Below are 17,215 nucleotides of genomic sequence, written 5' to 3'. Positions count from 1 at the left end.
GTATCGCGCGCCGCCCGCCTCGACCGCCAGTCCGCGCGGCGGCGGCCTCGAAAGTTCAACTCGGCGGGCGATAGAAGAACGGAGCGCGCGACCAGCTCCAGTGGTTTCGCGGCTTGTCATGGTTCCAGCGATGGGCCTCGTTCGCGACGCAAGGGAGATGCACCAGGAAGCCGACCGCGACCAGGCCCGCGAGCAAGCCGACGCCGGCCCGACGCTTCAGCAGTACGGCGACGGCGGGCGTCGCCAGCAGACCGAGCAGCGGCACGACGTCGGTCGCCAATCTCGAACCGTAACTGTAACCGCCGGGCCAGTCCCACCAGGCCGAAATCAGGACCACATGCAGTGTGACCGCGATCAGGCAGAAGGCCGCCCACCCCTTAGGCCCGGCGACGAGTTCCGGCGCGCGGCGAAGCCTCGGCCAGACGAGCGCGGCGGCCACGGCCAGCACGGCCCAGGGCTGGTACACGAAAATCCCGCGACCGGGACTGAACAGGATTCCCAAGGTCGGCCAGAGCCTGAAGAACGACCAGAGTTCCGCCGAGACGTTCGTGTTGACCGTCGCCGGGCCGAGATGGCTCCGGTAGATCAGCTCATAGTAGACGACCCAGGGGACCAGCGCGGCCGCCCCGGCGATCCCGACGATCAGCCCCCGGCGCGGGGATCGGACGATCACCCAGAGGCCGAACAGCCCGACGAGGAGCCCGGCCGTCGGGCGGCAAGCGAGCATCTGCGCGAGGGCGAAGCCCTGGAGCAGCGACCCGCGCCAGCCGGGCTCGCCCCGACTGGCGAACTCGACCAACAGAGCGGCTAGAAGCCAGGTCACCACGCCCCCGTGCTGCCAGAGGCCCAGGCCGACCGTCGTGAACAGACCGCTGCCCGTCGCCAGGAACAGCGTCGCGACGGCGGCGGCCGACGCCGAGCCCAGCCGGGCCGCCGTCAGGAAGAAGAGGCTCAGCGCGAGCGCCGCGACCATCGCGGCGGAGACCTTCTCAAGATATTGCAGGTTCTTGCGCGAGTCGAGGTCGGCCCCCAGCAGCCACGCCGGAGCGACCGTCACGAGCGCGAACGGGACCATGCCCGCCTGGAAGGTCGAGACGATCCGACCGTCGACCTCCTGGAAACAGTAGCAGAACGAGCCGTCGCGCTTGCGGAGCAACGGGGGGTTCAGGCCCTCGAACTCGCGAAGGTCGAAGTCGCCGTCGCGGACCAGGCTGACGGCCGTCGGAACCACCGGGCGGGTGTCGAACGTCCCCAGAACGCCGTGATGCGCCACGTCGAGCAGGAAGAACGGGATCGCCACGAACGCCAGCGCCGACCGCCAGGGGATCGGCCCCTCGCCGCGAGCGTACGCTTCCGCCCGGCGCCAGCTCTCCGCGACCCACGCGCCCACGCGGCGACGGTAGGCGGCGTTCAAGATCAGCCGCCCGGCGGGAATCGCCAGCCCCAGCAACGGACCGAACCGGGCGTTCGAACGGGTGCGGAGGCAAAGGGCCAGACCCACCGCCGCGACCACGACGCTGAGCCAATCAAGGAAGGATGCAACCGGCCGCCGCCTCGGCTCAACGACCGGAATATACCGAACCGAGAGCCGATCACGGCTGGTGTCGGCCCGGCGCGCGACGTCCTTCGACGGCATCCTTGCCTCGCCTTCATTCTACGAAACCAGCGGTTCGTTCATGGGTCAGTGGCTCATGTTGGTTATCGCCCTTTCTTTCGATTCGATTTACTTGAATTGATCGCGACACAATCATTAAGATTTTCCAAGAATTTCCGTCACGGCGTGAGGATTCTCCGGGCTCGCTCGGCCGCGTGGCCGCGGGCGGGATCGAGGAGAATCCGGCGAGCCTCGCTGGTCAGCTCATCGGATCGGGCGCGGCCGGCTTCGATCGCGTCGAGGAGTTTCAACCGTCGGGCGTCGTCGCGGGTGAGGGCGACGATGGCGAGTTTGCGGTTGGAAGGGGTGAGCCGGTCCAGGGTCGAGGCGAGCGCGGAGGCGGCCTGGGACGAATCCACGTCGTTCAACGCGCTCACGGCCCCTTGTTGAAGCTCGGGATCGACCTTGTCGGACAAGTATCCGGCGATCTGTCCACCGCGCTTGCTCCAGGGCTCGACGCCGAGCATCCGTAGGGCGTCGTAGCGGGTACCGGTCGAGACGGTTTCGGCGTCGGCCATCGTCGCGGCGAGGTCGAGCGACCGCCGCCAGCGCGCGGCGAGGGGTGGGGCGTCGCGGACGATTTCCTCGAACCGAGGGCCGGGGTACGGGCCCGTCTGGCTGACGCCGTTGATGAGACCGCCCCCCAGGACGACGGCCCGCCAGTCGTCGAGCTTCGCGGCGTCGGCGGCCGGCAGCGCGACGTCGAGGATGCGCCGGATCTCGGCCGCGTCGTTGCGGCGGCCGGCGGCGATCGCGACCCGCCAGATCCAGGGGATGCGCCGGTACTCCTCCTTGAGGTCGCCCCCCAGCCCGTCGGCCAGAGCGGCGATCAGCTCGGCCGATTTCTCGGGGCGACGGGCGACGAGCGCCTCGCGGTCGGCGTCGGTCGTCTTCGGATCGAGGATCGCGCGGGCGATCGCCTCGACCGGCTCGGCTTCCGCCGTGACCGGAGGATCAGCCGGCGCCTGCCCCGAGGGGGCCTCCCCTGGGGTCAGGACGATCGCGCGGACGTCGGCCAGCGCGTTCCGGATCGGGCCGTCGGATCGGAGGGCGACGCGATGAAGGCCGTTGTGAAAGACCTGGTCCGCGACGGATTTGACCTCGTAGTTCGCCCAACCGCCGGTGCCGGCGACGACGCCACGAACCGGACGGCCGTCGAGTTCGAGCGTGTAGGCGTTGCCGGCCGCCTCATCATCGCACGCCCAATCGAGCGCGACGGTGAACGTCGACCCGCGATCGACCTGGAAGGTCCAGGCGGCGTGGTCGTCGGGCGAGTGCCAGTAGCCGAGGTTGCCGAACTCGGACTCGAAGGTCAGGCTCGGCCCGTAGATCGCGGCCGACGCCCCGTCGAGTCGCACCACGCCTTCCTTGCCCTGCTTCACGACGATGGGATGGTTGCCCTCGAACGCCTTGGGGCGCGACGACCCTTTCGACAGGAAGGCGACGACGTCGGCGACGTCGGCCGGCTTGAGGTCGTTCTCCAGGCCCTCGGGCATGAGCGAGCGGCCCGACGACGTCAGCTCGTCGAGATCGGCCCGGAGGATGACGTCGGTCGCCCCTTCCTGCCGCTTCAGCGACACGGCGCTCGCGGTCTCGGCGGCGATCAGGCCGGCGACGACGCGACCGTCCTTCAACGCCGCGTTGTAGCTGACGTAGCGTGCGTCGACCTCGCGGTTGGGGTCGAGGATCGCGATCAGGAGCGGCTCGGGCGAGAGGTCGGTGAGCGCGGCGAGATCGGGCCCGACCTCGTGGCCGACGCCGTCGAACTTGTGGCAGATCGCGCACGCACGCTCGAAAACCGCCTTGCCGCGCGCGGGGTCGCCGTGGGACGTCTTGACCGACGCATAAGCGTCAAGCACTGGCTTGCGAGGGCCGATCTTGAGCGCGCCGAAGGCGGCCTCGGCGCGGTTTCGGAGCGCCGGCGGCCCGGTCGTCATCAATCGCTGACGCTGCTCGGCGCCGATCTGCGAAGGAGCGACGCGGCCGGCTTCGATGGCCGAGAGCAAGACTTCGGCCGACTCGTCGCGGGCGATCAAGGAGTCGAGGGCCGTGGCGCGGAGGGTCGGCCCGAGCTGGTTCCAGCGGTCGACGACGGCCGAGGCCGACGCGCGATCGCCGAGTCTCGCCAGGGCGCGCAGGGCCGCGACCTGGATCTCGGTCGGCTCGGCGGGGTCGACCCGTTCGGCGATCACCGCGCGGTCGGCGTCGCGCGTCGGCGCGGATCGGCCGAGGAGACGCAGAGCGGCGATCCGGTCGGCGGGCGGGCTGTTCGGATCGGCGGCCAGCGCGCGGGCCGCGAGGATCGTCGGCCGGACGGCGGGATCGGCGGCCAGCGACTCGTCGCGCGAGGCGTCGAGCAACTCGGCGATCGCGCCAAGCCGCCAGGGGCGGGGCTCGCCGGCGACGACCTTCAAGGCCGAGGCGACCGACTCGCGGTCGTGCGCCCCGGCGATCGTCGCGATCAGGGGCTCGACGAGATCGGTCGACGGTCCGTCCGGACCGGCCGAGGCGACGACCCGCTCCAGCACCGTCTGAGCGTGCGGAACGGCCGAGCTGAGGACCGCCGCGCGGACCCACGGATCGCTCGCGTCTCGAACGGCGATCGACGCCAGCGCGCGGCCGGCTTCCGGCGCGGGCCATTCGCCCAGGCTGAGCGCGACCTGGAACCGGACCGTGATCTCGGGATCGGCGGCCAGGGCGAGGACCGCGCGGCCCAGGTCGGCGTTCTTCGCCAGCCGGGGTTCCGAGAGCCGCACGGCCTGACGGCGAACGCCGGAGTGCGCGTCGGCGAGGGCTTTGGCGATCGTGGCGTCGTCGAGGGCTTCCAGGCCGTCGAGCGCGGCGAGGGCCTGGACCCGGCACTCGGGAAGCTTGCTCTCGCGAACGAGACGGGCGAGCGTCGGCGCGGCGGCGCGGTCGCCGCGGTGGACGAGCACGCGCTGGACGTTGTCGCGGAGCGTCCCGTTGGGACTCTCGATCGCAAGGGCCAGATCGGGAGTCGCCAGCGCGTCGAGGTTGGGGACCGGGCGAAGCGGCCGGCCTTCGGGGACGACGCGGTAGATCCGCCCCTTGTCGGCCCCGGCGCGGACGTCGAGGGTCGCCAGCCGCTCGGGGCTGATCCAGCGGGGGTGCTCGATCACGAATCGATACATGTCGACGACCCAGAGGGCCCCGTCGGGGCCGGTGCGAACCTGAACGGGGCGATGCCACGAGTCGGTCGAGGCCAGGAACTCCGACTCCTGCTCGTCGTCGGCGCGGCGGCCGGTGAAGGTGACTCCGTCGGGCCGCATGACGTTCCGCCGCACGACGTTGTGGACCGACTCGCATGTAAATGCGTCGCCGGCGTATTCGGGGCCGAGCAGCGAGTCGCGGTAGATGCCCGGCCCGCACGCGCTGGTGACGCGGTTGGCCTGATTGGGGTCGTTGAACCGCGCCAGCGTGCGGCTGGCGGGAAAGAGCCGGCCGGGGTCGGCGTCGAGGCTGTGGAAGGCCCCTGGCGCTGGCGCGACGACCCGCAGGTTGCGGCTCACGTCGTGGTCGGAAAGCGGGTAATGGCGGATCAGCGAGCCGCTGTCGCCGCCGAACTGGTTCCCCCAGTCGTCGTGGATGCGGCCTTGCTGGGTCAGGCCCGAGGCCGGCTCGAACACGCCGGAGTCGGGCCGGAACCGGAAGTCGCGACCACCGATGTCGACCTCGCGTCCGTCGGCCTGACCGTGGATCGTGCCGCCGATCAGGCCGTTCGCTCCATACACCCAGTTGTCGATGCCGTAGCTCAGACCGTTCACCCGCGCCTGGTAGTTCTCGGTCGAGAACCCCTTGTAGAGGGTGCGCCGAACGTCGGCCTTGCCGTCGCCGTCGGTGTCCTCGGCGTAGATGATCTCGGGCGCGGCGCAGATCAACGCCCCCTTGCGCCAGCACATCACGCCGGTGGGGAACGGCAGGCCGTCGAGGAACGTGACGGCCGTGTCGTAGCGACCGTCATGGTCGCGGTCTTCCAGCACCTTGATCGCGCCGCCGGGCTTGTAGCGTCCGTCCATGCCGGCCGGATAGTCGCGCATCTCGCAGACCCAGAGCCGGCCGTCGGCCCCGAAGTCGATCGCGATGGGGCTCTCGATCAGCGGCTCCGACGCGACCAGCTCGACCTTCAAGCCCGGCTTGGTTCGGAACGCCTTGCGCGACTCCTCGGGTGTGAGCGCCGGCGGATGTTCCTCGTCGGCTTCGGCCTTCTTGGTCGGAGCCTGAAACTCAGGCCCGGCGACCCGGTGGACGGCGTCGATGATCAGCTTTTCGACGCCCGGCTTCAGGCGGGTCGGCCGCGCGTAGTAGACCATCGCGCCGCCCCCTTCGTAGCCTCCTTCGCGGAGGATGCGTTCGGAGGGGATGTAGCAGGGGACGTCGTTGGCGTAGGCGGTGACCCAGAGCCGCGAGGCGTCGAACTCCTTCTTCAGCCGGAGGACGAAATCGACGACGACCTCGCCCGGCAGGAAGACCATCAGCAGGCCGTCGCCGAACTCCCACGCCTGGGCCGAATACGGCAGCGACTCCGGCAGCGGCTCGCCCCGGTCGAGGCGGGCGAGCTGGACCGAGGCGTTGTAGCCGGGAGGGCCGCCCGCCTTGACGAGCGCCTGGAGTTGCTCGCGGGTCGGCAGGACGTCGTACGGCAGATTGAACCGCTCGAAGGCGACCCGGGGAGGCCCCGACAGCGGCTTCCACGAACCGCGCAACAGCCGGGCGACCTCGTCGGCCAACGCTCGGCCATGGGCGACGGCCTGCTCGGGCTTGCCCCGCGGGCTCGGGTTCGAGTCGGCCCCGCAGCCGACCACGGTCAGGGCGATGCAGCCGGGGTTGTCGGCCTCGATCGCCGCCTGGGCCGAGCCCGCCCAGTCGCCGTCGACGAGGTTCACGTCGGGCTCGATGCTCGTGCAATGGCAGGCGTAATTGGTGACGATCGCCCGGATCGAGCCGTCCGGTGCGGTGACTTTAAGGACGGGCAGGCTGTGGTCGACCGGGCCGCCAGGAGTCCGACGGTTGGCCGCGAAACCAACCTTGCCCTGCGCCCACGAGAGCGTCGCGGGCCGGCGGGCGGCCAGGGCGTCGAGGCAGACGCGCTCCAGCTTGTCGATGAACCCGCGCGTGTACTGGTCGATGCGCGCCTGCTCGTCGGCGACGATCGGCTTGCCGAAGATGTTGGGCGCGACGCCCGACAGCATCGGCGCGGTGTGGGCGTGCGACGAGCCGACGGCCAGCCGCTCGCGCGGCAGGCCGGTCTTTTTCGCCAGCCGGGCGGCGACCTCGGTGACGATCGCGTCGGAGACGCCCAGGTTGTCGACCGAGACGAGCACGACCGGCTTCTGCTCGTCCGAGCCGATCGCCAGGGCCTTGGCCCAGATCTTGTGCGCCGTCCCCTTCGACTCGGCTTTCCGAGCGAGATACCCGTGCAGCCGAACCGGTCCGTCGGGCGAGATGTCCACGCGGGCGACGCCGACCGCGACCTCCGCGCCGTCGGCGCGCGAGCTGGCGACGGCGATCAGACCCACGAGGACCGCGATGCGAAATCTCATCATCCACCCCTGTTTCATCGGCGGCGACCTTTCGAATGGGCGGCGTCGAGCCTTTGGAACTCGAAGTCGAAGGCGTCGGCCCCGCCGGCCTTGACCTCGGCGTCGATCGGGCCGCTGATCACCTTCGTCGAGGGCTTCGACGCGGGCGCGATGCTGAAGTGCGCGGCCGTTCCTTGCGACGGATCGACCGCCCCCTCCACCGCCTCGGTGACCGAGACCTTGTACTTTCCAGGAACCGGGCCGTCGGCCTTTGGAATCGCGAAAGCCCCGTCCTTGACAACGCCCCCGACTTCCATGCTTCCGTCGGCCGACCGAAACTGAATCGAGCCCTTCGGGACGGGAGCCCCCTCGATCTTCACCTTCCCCGATACGGCCTCCCGGGGCAAGTCGTCCCTGGCCTCGCTGCAACCAGTCAGCGCGAGCGCCAGCGCCGACGCCAGGGCGGCGCGCCGCCCCGTGACGATCCGGATCACATCCATATGCAATAGCCCCTGAACAGCGCCCGCCGAGCCGACGGGCGCCGCGATGTCAGATCGTGGTGAAGTACGACGCTCAATACGAATCGGCGCTGATGACCTCGCCTCCCCGGGTCGTGCTGAGAGCGCCCCAGGTGACGAGGTTGATCGAGTCCTTCATGAACCGGACGCTGCCGTCGACCATGCCGACATTGACCCCGCCGGGATGCTTGCTCCGCGCCGCGAGATACCACGTCATGTCGTCGGTGGTGCAGGGCGGGTTCGTGGAGATCGGGTTGCAGAGCCCCGGCCAAAGGACGTCCGGCGAGCGGCTGTTCGGGCCGGTGTACGCGGTGAAGGTCCCCAACGGCCCGCACCAGGTGAAGCCGCGCAGGTCGAACGAGGCCCCACTCTGGCCGACGAGCAGCTCGGACATCATCATCGTGTTGCTCAGCCCGTCGGTGATCGACGCGAACGAGTACGTCGTGTTCGGCACGCCGGACTGCTCGCGCGCCTCGTACCCTGCGATGTCGACGAGCGGCGAGCCGATGCACGTGAACGGCGCGCCGAGGAAGGGGGTGTTGTTGAACGTCCTCTGCTGCATGATGGTGTTGCCGAAATTCGCCACGTAGTTCTGCGAGGTCACGAGCATCGTGTTGCCGTTGACCGTGATGCCGATCCCGCTCAGCAGCGAGTTGTTGCCGTCGCTCGGACACATCCAGCCCGAGATCCGCGACGACGTGACGGTGATGTTGCACTCGCCGTTGTAGCGGAGCGGCCAGTCCACGGCCCCCGGCTGACCGGAGTTGTTGCCCTGGTAATTCCAGCCGTTGAACGAGTTCATCTGCTCGATGAACGGCAGGACGGCGACCATCCAGGTCCCCCACGCGTCACCCTTCTTGCCTGGAGGAAGGGTGTTGTTGGAGGACTGATAGTTGTGGATCGCCAGCCCGATCTGCTTGAGATTGTTGGTGCATTGGGCGCGGCGCGCGGCCTCGCGGGCCGACTGCACCGCCGGAAGCAGCAGGGCGATCAGGACGGCGATGATCGCGATGACGACCAAGAGCTCGATCAGCGTGAATGCGGGGCGTCGACGCAGCATGGCGACTCCTCAAAAACGATCCTGGGACGGAATGAAGGTCCTGGAACGGCTGACGCGGTCGAGAGAGGCGAGGCGAGGCGCAAGGGGATCGACGGCGCTCCGCGGGAAGAGGAGACGCCCGTCAGCTTCCACAAGAGTTCTTCGCGCGGAGTGTGACGGGACTTTTTTCGAAAGGCGCGCGAGCCCGTCTTCCGCGACGGTTCCACCAGGAAAAGCGAGGCGAAGGCGAATCGGGCCGGATCAGGATCGCGGCGATTCGCCGAGGACGTCCTTGAGACGCCGGAGCACGCGCGACTTGGCTTGCCGGACGGCGGCCGGCGTCACGCCCAGGTCGGCCGCGATCGCGGCGGGGGCCTCGCCCTCGACCGTGGCCCGCCAGAAGGCCTGCCAGGTCCGATCTTCGAATTCCAGGCGGACGAGCCTCAGGGCGTTCTGATAGAGGTCTCCGACGAGCGTTCCTTCCTCGTCGTCGGAGTCGTCCGTCGCCGGATCGGGCAAGAGCAAGGTCCGCTCGTAAAAGTTGGTCCCCCCCGGCGCTTGCGACCCGCCGCGGCGAATCAGCGAGAGGACCTTGTGACGAGCCACGCCGTGCAGCCAACCTCGAAACGAGGCGCTCTCGCGATCGCGTCGAAAGCCCCGCAAGCCGACGACCACCGCCCGAAAGACTTCCTGCAACACGTCGTCGACGTCTTCGCTCCGCACTCCCCAGCGACGGCACCAATGGCGGAGCAGCGGCGCGTAGAGATCGACCAACCGCTTCCAGGCCTCGCCGTCGCGCGCCTGGACCTGCTCGATCAGGGTCAGCGACGTGGCGCCTGAATCGACGCTTGCGGATCGCGATCGAGCTTTGGCCGGGGACAGGCGATCCATGTCGGACGTCCTCCGCTCGCCCAGGGCGGTTTTCCTCGACCACGTGCAAGGGAGGTCGAAGAAGAAGAGCGCTATTCGTCGAAATAACGTCGAGCTATCATGGCGGGAGAGGCTTGGGATCGACAGCGCGAGGCGGACGTCGAGTCCTCCTCTCGAGAGCCGGCCCATCGTACAGGAGCCAACAGGGGGTCGGCAAGTGCGTATCGATGCATGTCCCACCGACGAGATCCTGACGGCCTTTCTGCTGGGAGACCTTCCCGACTCCGAGATCGACGCCGTCCGCGAACATCAAGAAGCGTGCTCGCTCTGCGAGTCGCGGGCGCGGTTGCTGGACGACCAGACCGACTTCGTCGTCGACGAGCTTCGTCGCGCCGCCCTCGCCTCATTCCCCTCGACGCCGATGACGAGGTCCGACTCGCCCGGCCAGTCGCATGTTCCCCCGCCGAGATCGGGAGACGCGATTCCCGCGATCGGCGAGAGCCCTCCCGTCTTGCCCGACTATGACGTCGACGAAAAGCCGGTGGGGGTCGGAAGCACGGGGGTCGTTTACAAGGCGCGCCATCGCAAGCTGGGCCGAGTGGTCGCGCTCAAGATGATCGCCGGACGGGCGGGAGACGTCTCGAAACTGCTCCAGATCGAAGCCAAGGCCGTCGCCCATCTTCAGCATCCCAACATCGTCCAGATCTTCGAGATCGGCGAGCACGGCGGCCACCCGTTTCTGGCGCTCGAACTCGTCGAGGGGGGCTCGCTGGACCAAAGAATCGAGGGAGGGCCGCGCCCGCCCCGGCTGGCCGCCGACCTGGTCCGGACTCTGGCCTGGGCCGTCGACTACGCCCATCGCCAGGGAATCATCCATTGCGACCTGAAGCCGTCCAACATCCTCGTGACCCATGAGGGCGTTCCCAAGATCACCGACTTCGGCATCGCCAAGTGGATCGAGTCGGACGCCTACTGGGGCGAGGGAGTCGAGATGCGGGGAACCCCGCGCTACATGGCTCCGGAACAAGCCGACGGAGCGGTGGGCGAACTCGGACCGGCGACGGACGTCTACAGCCTGGGCGTCATCCTTTATGAGATGGTCGCGGGCCGCGTCCCCCATCTCGCGAAGACGGCCGCCGAGACGCTCAAGCTCGTTCGCGAGCAAGAGCCCGATCCTCCCAGTCGATGGCGGCCGGGAGTCCCGCGCGACCTGGACGTCATCGCCTTGAAGTGTCTGCGGAAAGCCCCGTCGCAGCGTTATTCCGACGCCAAGGCACTGGCCGACGACCTGGGCCGCTTCCTCGGCGGAGAGCCGATCCACGGCCGCCCCGTCGGGTCGGTCGAGAGGGCCTACCACTGGGCGAAACGCCGCCCCGCCCTGCTCGCCGCGCCCATCCTGGCGGGCCTGTCGCTGGTCGCCTTCAACCTCCAGGTCCCGCGACATCAACCCTTACCCCACCCGAGCGACCTCGTACCCAAGGAGGTCGGTCCCTCGGTTCTCCTGCCAATCATCCAGAGCGACGGGTCGATCCGCCTGGGCGCGGCCGCCGCGTCGCTCTCGGGCAGTTCGCTCGCCTTCGAGCACTCGTTCGGCAACCTCGGATTCTGGCACACCAGCGACAACCGCGCGGCCTGGACGTTCCGCGTCCACGAGGAAACGCGGTTCCGCCTGGTCCTCGAATACGCCAACGAGAACGGCGCCGCGGGCAACTCGTACGAGGTCCGCGTCGGCGACGCCGTCTTCAAGGGCCAGGCGCTCGCGACCCAGAACTGGGCGAGCTATCAGAAGTTCCCCGTCGGCGAGCTGACCCTGCCGGAGGGCGTCCACCGGCTGGAGATCCGCTGCATCCCCCCTTTGAAGGGAGCCCTGTTCGACCTCCGAGCGGTCATCCTCGACCATCCGTGAACCGACTTCAGGAGGCGGCCGGCGAAAGCGCGCGCGGCACGGCGTGCTCGCCGAGGGTCGCGGTGTCAGCGTAGCGGCCCTTGGGAAACTGCGACAGCCAGAACCAGTACGCGGCGCTCGCGAGCAGCAGCGCGAGGCTGATGTTCTGCGAGATGGTCAGGCCGAACCGGAAGATCGGCTCGTCGTTGCGGAGGAACTCGATCAAGAACCGGGTGATCGGGTAGGTCAGCATCAGCACACCCAGCACCTCGCCGTCGCGGCGGCGGAGCGGGTAATAGGCGGTCAGCAGAATCAAAAGGACGAAGGCGTCGAGCGCCGAGTAGATCTGCGTCGGATGCAACGGAAGCGACTGGAGCGCGTTGGTCGGGATCATGCCGAGCCGGACCTCGCTCTGCCACGGAGGAGATTCTTTGGGGAAGGCGACCGCCCAGGGGAGATGGCAGACGTCGCCGTAGCAGCAGCCGTTGAGGAAGCAGCCGAGCCGGCCGAACAACGTGCCGACGGCGATCGACGGCGCCAGCGCGTCAAGATAGGGGCGCAGCGGCAAGTTCCGACGTCTTTGGTAGATCAAGAACGCCAGGACGCCGCCGAAGATGCCGCCGTAATAGACGATCCCCCCCTTCCAGTACTGGAAGACGTCGAGCAGGTTGTCGATGCCTCGGCCCCAGTACTGGACGCAGTAAAACAGCCGCGCGCCGATCAGTCCGCCGGCGAACAGCCAGAACGCCATGTCGAGGACGGCCTCGGGGTCGAGCTTCTCGCGACGCGCCCGCCAGCAGGCCAGCCAGGTCGAGGTGACGAAGGCCAGGACCAGCATCGCGCCATAGCCGAAGACGCTGACGCCGCCGAAGACGGGGATCGTGAACAAGACCTGTCGCATGCCAGCATCGTCCTTAATTGGGGTCGGCCGGTCCTTCGCGGCGATCGGCGGTCGCTCTCACTCGGTGCCGGCCCAGCAATCGGGGCCGGCGTGAACCGCGGCCTCGCACGCGCGGGCGACCGGCGGGTAGTCGATCCGTTCGACGATCCGGTTCTTGGCGTCGAGCGCGACGACGCGCGGGCTGTGGCCGTCGACCTCGGCGGCCTCGATCTGGGCGAACGCCATGACGATGACGCGGTCGCCCACCGCGCCCAGTCTGGCCATTGCGCCGTTGAGCTCGACCGACCCCGATCCGCGCTGGCCGGGCAGCGTGTAGGTCTCGGCCCGCATGCCGGTTGCGACGTTGCTGACGAGGATCGACTCGTACGGCAAGAGGCCAACGGCGTCCATCAGATCGGGGTCGATCGTCAGGCTGCCGTGGTAATACAGATCGCTCCGGGTGATCGTCGCCAGATGGAGCTTACTCTTGAGCACCTTGAGCTGCATGCGTGGTCGCCTTACTCCGTCAGACGGGCGTTGTCGATCAGCCGGGTCGTCCCGAACCGGGCGGCCAGAAGTGCGACGGCGGCCCGCCCTGGCGCGATATCGCCAAGTTCCGCAAGGGTTTCCGCGTCGGCCACCACGGCGTACTCAAGCCTGGCCGTCGCTTCCGATTCTATCGTCGATCGCAAGATCTGTCGAACCCGGTCCGCGTCGCGTTCGCCGCCGTCGACCAGCCGCCGGGCCGCTTCCAGCGCCCGATGAAGCACCGCGGCGCCCTGTCGCTGGCGCGGGTCGAGGTAGCGGTTGCGGCTGCTCATCGCCAGGCCGTCGGGTTCGCGAACCGTGGGGGCGGTCGCGATCTCGACGCCGACGTGCAGGTCTTCCACCATTCTTCGGATCAGGAGTTGTTGTTGATAATCTTTTTGGCCGAAGACCGCCAGGTCGGGACGGACGATGTTGAATAAGGCCATCACGACCGTTGTCACGCCCCGGAAGTGGGTGGGCCGGATCTCCCCCTCCAGCACCTGCGAGAGCCCGGGGACCTCGACGAAGGTCGTCGCCGACGCGCCGCGCGGGTAGACCTCGGCCGGGGTCGGCGTGAACACGAGGTCGGCGCCCGCCTCGCGGCACTTGCGGAGGTCGTCGTCGAGGGTTCGCGGGTAGCGGCTGAAGTCTTCCGACGGGCCGAACTGGGTGGGGTTGACGAAGATCGACACCACCGTGAAGCCCGAGCGGTCGCGGCAGTGGTCGATCAGCCGAAGGTGTCCCTCGTGCAGCGCCCCCATGGTGGGAACGAAGCCGACCTTGCGGCCGTCGGCCTTGGCGGCGGCGACCGCCGCGCGGACGGCTGGTACGGACGTCGCGGTTTCAAGCACCGGGCGTACTCCTCGGCTCTCCGGCCCGATGTGGACACCTGGGATTATTCAGACAGCCGTCAGGAATCTGGAGATCGACGAGGATCTCGCCCCCCAGGATCGTTCGCGAGACGATCCGGGGCACGTCCTGGAGCGTGACGCCGCCGTACCAGACGCCCAGCGGATAGATCACCACGACCGGCCCGTGCTCGCACTGGTCGAGGCATCCCGCGTGGTTGGCCCGGGCCAGGGGACCGAGGCCGACCTTCTTGAGTTCGACCTTGAACGCGTCCTTGAGGGCTTGCCCCCCTTCCGGATCGCAGCATCCTCGCTTGTGGCCGGGCTCGCGGACGTTGCCGCAGACGAAGACGTGATGCGTGAAGACGGACATGGGTTGTTCGGTTCCGAGGACGCGGGAGGTCGAAAGTGAGCGGCTCGGGCTTTCGCCGGACCGAGCCGGCCGCCAGAATAGCAACAAGGGCCGCCGGCCGGCCGTCCCGCCGCGCGAGACTCGACCGCCGTCGTCGATCGAACAACCGTCGGCGCCTGGATATAATACCCTGTAAGCAAGGCGACGACGACCTCGAACCGTGCGAGGCTCTCAGAGTGGCTCCGACCTCCAGTCCTCACGATCCGGTCTCCCAGACGTCGGCCGACGGTCGTCCCGTCGCCATGTGGAACGACCCGGAATGGACCACCGCCAAGCGGGACCGTTTGCTCCATCGCCTGCTGGAGACCGGGCCGCAGCCGTTCGCGACGATCGACCTGGCCGATCGGATCGTCCACGTCAATCAGGCGTTCTCAACGCTGGTGGGTTACACCCCCGACGAGCTGTTGGGCATGTCGATCATGGACCTGACGGCGCCGCAGTCGCACGAGATCACCCGCCGGTCGCACGAGCAGACGCTGGCGACCGGCAAGACCGAGCGGGTCGTCAAGCGGTATCGCCACAAGGACGGCCGCCTCGTCCCCGTCGAGCTGCTGCTGGACGTCGCCCGCGACGACGAAGGCCGTCCCATCGGCCTGTTCGCCTTCATCACCGAGATCAGCCAGCGGATTCAGGCCGAGGAGGCGCTGCTCGACTCGGAGCGCCGCGCCCGGACGATCTTCGACGGCATCCATGACGCCGTCCTCGTCCACGACCAGAAGCGGAGCATCCTCGACGCGAACCCGGCGGCCTCGCGGCTGCTGGGATACACGCGTGCCGAGCTGGTCGGCATGAACACCGCGCGGATCGACGCCCCCGATTTCGCCGCCGGCTTCGAGGACCGCTTGAAGCGGCAGCTCGAGGACGGCCGGCTGAGCTGCGAGGGAACCTTCCTCACCAAGGACGGGCGGACCATCCCCGTCGAGATCACCACCTCGACCATCCAGTTCGACGAGCAGCTCGCCATCCTGGCCGTGATCCGCGACATCACCGAGCGCAAGGCGCTCGAGCGCACCCGCCGCGAGTTCGCCCGGGTCCAGATGCAGTCGGCCCAGGCCCTTGAGGCCAAGAACCGGGCGCTGTCGCAGTCGGAGGAACGCTACCGACGGCTCACCGAGGGAAGCCTCGACGCCATCGTCGTGACCGACGGCCAGGGCCGGATCTTGCTGTTCAACCCCGCCGCCGAGACGATCTTCGGCCACGAGTCGAAGGAGGTCATCGGCGAGCCCCTCGACCTGCTGATCCCCTCGATCTTCGAGCAGAAGGCCCCCCCTTCGCCAGCGCCGGCCGCCGCGGAGCCGCCGCGACAGGATCTGCCGCTCGACGTTTCGCCGATCCTGGGCAAGACCGTCGAGTTGACGGGCCGGAAGCGCGACGGCGGCGGATTCCCGATCGAGATCTCGTTCAGCGCGGTGGAGGCCAACGGCCGCGTCGAGTACGTCGCCTCGATCCGCGACCAGACCGAACGCCAGCGGATGCGCGCGATGCTCGCGCACACCGACAAGCTCGCCTCGATCGGCCTCCTCAGCGCCGGGGTCGCCCACGAGATCAACAACCCGCTCTCCTACGTCGGCAACAACCTCGCCGTGCTCCAGCGCGACGTCAAGGGGCTGATGGAGATGCTCGGCGAGGCCGAGACCGCGTTCCAGGCGATCGGCGCGGTCGAGCCCGAGAAGGCCGCGCGGTTCAACGAGATCGTCGAGGAGATCGACTGGCCGTACATCCGCGAAAACCTCTTGCCCATGATCGACCGCACGCTCGAAGGCGTCCGCCGCGTGGCCAACATCGTGCAAAAGATGCGCGGCCTGGCGCGGACGTCGCGGCCGCGATGGGAGGCGGTGCCGTTCGCCGAGCTGCTCGACAGCGCCCTGGAGATGATGAGCGGCCGGCTCAAGCGAGACGGCGTCGAGGTGGTCGTCGAGAACCACGGCGTCCAGCTCATCCACTGCGTGCCGACCGACCTCTCGCAGGTCTTGCTCAACCTGCTGATCAACGCTCTCCAGGCGGTCGAGTCCAACGGACGGACCGAGGGGGGGCGAATCGAGGTCGACGTCCGACCCCTGGGCCCTTGGGTCCAGATTTCGGTCGCCGACAACGGCGCCGGGATCGCCCCCGAAGACCTCGGCCGCCTCTTCGACCCGTTCTTCACCACCAAGCCGGTGGGCGAGGGGACGGGCCTGGGGCTCGCCATCAGCCACGGCATCATCACCGGCCACGGCGGCCGGATCGAAGTCGAGAGCCGACCCGGCGACGGCACCCGGTTCCGCGTCCTGCTCCCCAAAGACCCCGCCGGACGACCGTCGTCGGGCTGACGATGCAGGAAAATACAAGCCCGAAGCACAAGCGAGTGCATACCCCTGAATTAACGCACTCGCTTGCGCTTCGGGCTTGTATTCTCGGCGCCTTGCCTTGGACGTCGCCAGGGCGCCGACGCTCATGGCTTGCGGCGGGTCGACGGCCGCTGTGAAATGGGGTGTTGGTCCAAGACGGATCGCGTCCCTTCGTTCTCTCCCAATAGGAGCCTCGCCATGAACCGCCGGATTTCCTGCGTCGTCGCACTGGCCGTCGTCTCACTCGCGCCGGGCCTGGCTCGCGGCGACGACGAGGCGATGAAGATCGCCGTCAAGGTCACGACCGAGGGGGCCGCGACGTTCGACACCTTGAGCGCGTCGGCGATGGCCGCCTATTACGAGGAAGACGCCCGGCTCAGCCTCGTCATTCGCAGCAACGAAGGCCTCAAGACCGAGTTCCACAACGGCCGGGGTGAGATCGAGAAGGCCTACGCCAAGATTTTCGAGAAGCCTGAAACGATCAAGTCGCACAACGACGTGAAAGCCGCCCGGCTGCTCGCGCCCGACGTGCTGACGATCGACGGCACCTTCGACCTGAACACGCTCAAGCCCGACTCGCCCAAGATTCCGTTTCACCAGGTTCGCGTCAAGAAGGGCGACAAGTGGCAGATCCTGAGCATGGAAGTCTTCTACGTCCCAGCGAAGTAACGTAACGAGGTATTCCCCTGCCTGACCAGGAACCTCCCCGTCGCC

General features: G+C 68.4%; 12 protein-coding genes. 3 read left to right on the top strand and 9 right to left on the bottom strand.

Going from position 1 to position 17,215, the window contains the following annotated elements:
• Positions 1 to 55: 55 nt before the first annotated feature.
• The 5 genes from BSF38_RS18495 to BSF38_RS18475 form a co-directional block, all read right to left on the bottom strand.
• Positions 56 to 1,636 (bottom strand): hypothetical protein, encoded by a 1,581-nt coding sequence (locus tag BSF38_RS18495; RefSeq protein ID WP_076348057.1) that lies wholly within the window; start codon positions 1,634 to 1,636, stop codon positions 56 to 58.
• A gap of 137 nt (positions 1,637 to 1,773) precedes the next feature.
• Positions 1,774 to 7,218 carry a neutral/alkaline non-lysosomal ceramidase N-terminal domain-containing protein gene (locus tag BSF38_RS18490; RefSeq protein WP_237170517.1) on the bottom strand — a complete coding sequence of 1,815 codons (5,445 nt, stop codon included), beginning with the start codon at positions 7,216 to 7,218 and terminating at the stop codon, positions 1,774 to 1,776.
• An 11-nt stretch (positions 7,219 to 7,229) separates the two neighbouring features.
• Positions 7,230 to 7,694 (bottom strand): hypothetical protein, encoded by a 465-nt coding sequence (locus tag BSF38_RS18485; RefSeq protein ID WP_145952218.1) that lies wholly within the window; start codon positions 7,692 to 7,694, stop codon positions 7,230 to 7,232.
• A gap of 73 nt (positions 7,695 to 7,767) precedes the next feature.
• Positions 7,768 to 8,772 (bottom strand): DUF1559 family PulG-like putative transporter, encoded by a 1,005-nt coding sequence (locus tag BSF38_RS18480; protein WP_076348051.1) that lies wholly within the window; start codon positions 8,770 to 8,772, stop codon positions 7,768 to 7,770.
• Between the two features lie 240 nt (positions 8,773 to 9,012).
• Positions 9,013 to 9,642: an RNA polymerase sigma factor gene (locus BSF38_RS18475; protein WP_076348049.1), complete on the bottom strand. Its 630-nt coding sequence runs from the start codon at positions 9,640 to 9,642 to the stop codon at positions 9,013 to 9,015.
• Between the two features lie 196 nt (positions 9,643 to 9,838).
• Between BSF38_RS18475 and BSF38_RS18470 the strand changes: the two genes are divergently transcribed.
• Positions 9,839 to 11,527 carry a serine/threonine-protein kinase gene (locus BSF38_RS18470; protein ID WP_076348047.1) on the top strand — a complete coding sequence of 563 codons (1,689 nt, stop codon included), beginning with the start codon at positions 9,839 to 9,841 and terminating at the stop codon, positions 11,525 to 11,527.
• A gap of 7 nt (positions 11,528 to 11,534) precedes the next feature.
• Here BSF38_RS18470 and lgt read toward each other — a convergent pair whose 3' ends face one another.
• The 4 genes from lgt to BSF38_RS18450 are packed head-to-tail and all read right to left on the bottom strand — an operon-like array spanning position 11,535 to position 14,135.
• Entirely contained in the window at positions 11,535 to 12,407 is an 873-nt protein-coding gene (lgt, locus tag BSF38_RS18465) for a prolipoprotein diacylglyceryl transferase (protein WP_076348045.1), read from the bottom strand.
• A gap of 57 nt (positions 12,408 to 12,464) precedes the next feature.
• Positions 12,465 to 12,893, bottom strand: a complete 429-nt coding sequence (gene panD / locus BSF38_RS18460) for an aspartate 1-decarboxylase (RefSeq protein ID WP_076348043.1) — start codon at positions 12,891 to 12,893, stop codon at positions 12,465 to 12,467.
• Positions 12,894 to 12,904: 11 nt separating this feature from the next.
• On the bottom strand, positions 12,905 to 13,765 hold the full coding sequence (gene panC, locus BSF38_RS18455; protein WP_076348041.1) for a pantoate--beta-alanine ligase: 861 nt from the start codon (positions 13,763 to 13,765) through the stop codon (positions 12,905 to 12,907).
• Positions 13,758 to 14,135, bottom strand: a complete 378-nt coding sequence (locus BSF38_RS18450; RefSeq protein WP_076348039.1) for a (2Fe-2S) ferredoxin domain-containing protein — start codon at positions 14,133 to 14,135, stop codon at positions 13,758 to 13,760. Before BSF38_RS18450 ends, panC begins: the two co-directional genes overlap by 8 nt.
• A 215-nt stretch (positions 14,136 to 14,350) precedes the next feature.
• On the opposite strand from BSF38_RS18450, the gene BSF38_RS18445 reads away from it, so the two are divergent.
• Both BSF38_RS18445 and BSF38_RS18440 read left to right on the top strand, forming a co-directional pair.
• A complete protein-coding gene (locus BSF38_RS18445) occupies positions 14,351 to 16,483 on the top strand; it encodes a PAS domain-containing sensor histidine kinase (RefSeq protein WP_076348037.1) in 2,133 nt (710 codons plus the stop codon).
• 216 nt (positions 16,484 to 16,699) lie between these two features.
• The gene (locus tag BSF38_RS18440) at positions 16,700 to 17,170 is read left to right on the top strand and encodes a nuclear transport factor 2 family protein (RefSeq protein WP_076348035.1); all 471 of its coding nucleotides are present in this window, start codon (positions 16,700 to 16,702) and stop codon (positions 17,168 to 17,170) included.
• Positions 17,171 to 17,215: the final 45 nt, after the last annotated feature.

It is taken from the genome of Paludisphaera borealis (assembly GCF_001956985.1).
Classification (GTDB): domain Bacteria; phylum Planctomycetota; class Planctomycetia; order Isosphaerales; family Isosphaeraceae; genus Paludisphaera; species Paludisphaera borealis.
This window is presented reverse-complemented; position numbering and strand designations above follow the sequence as displayed.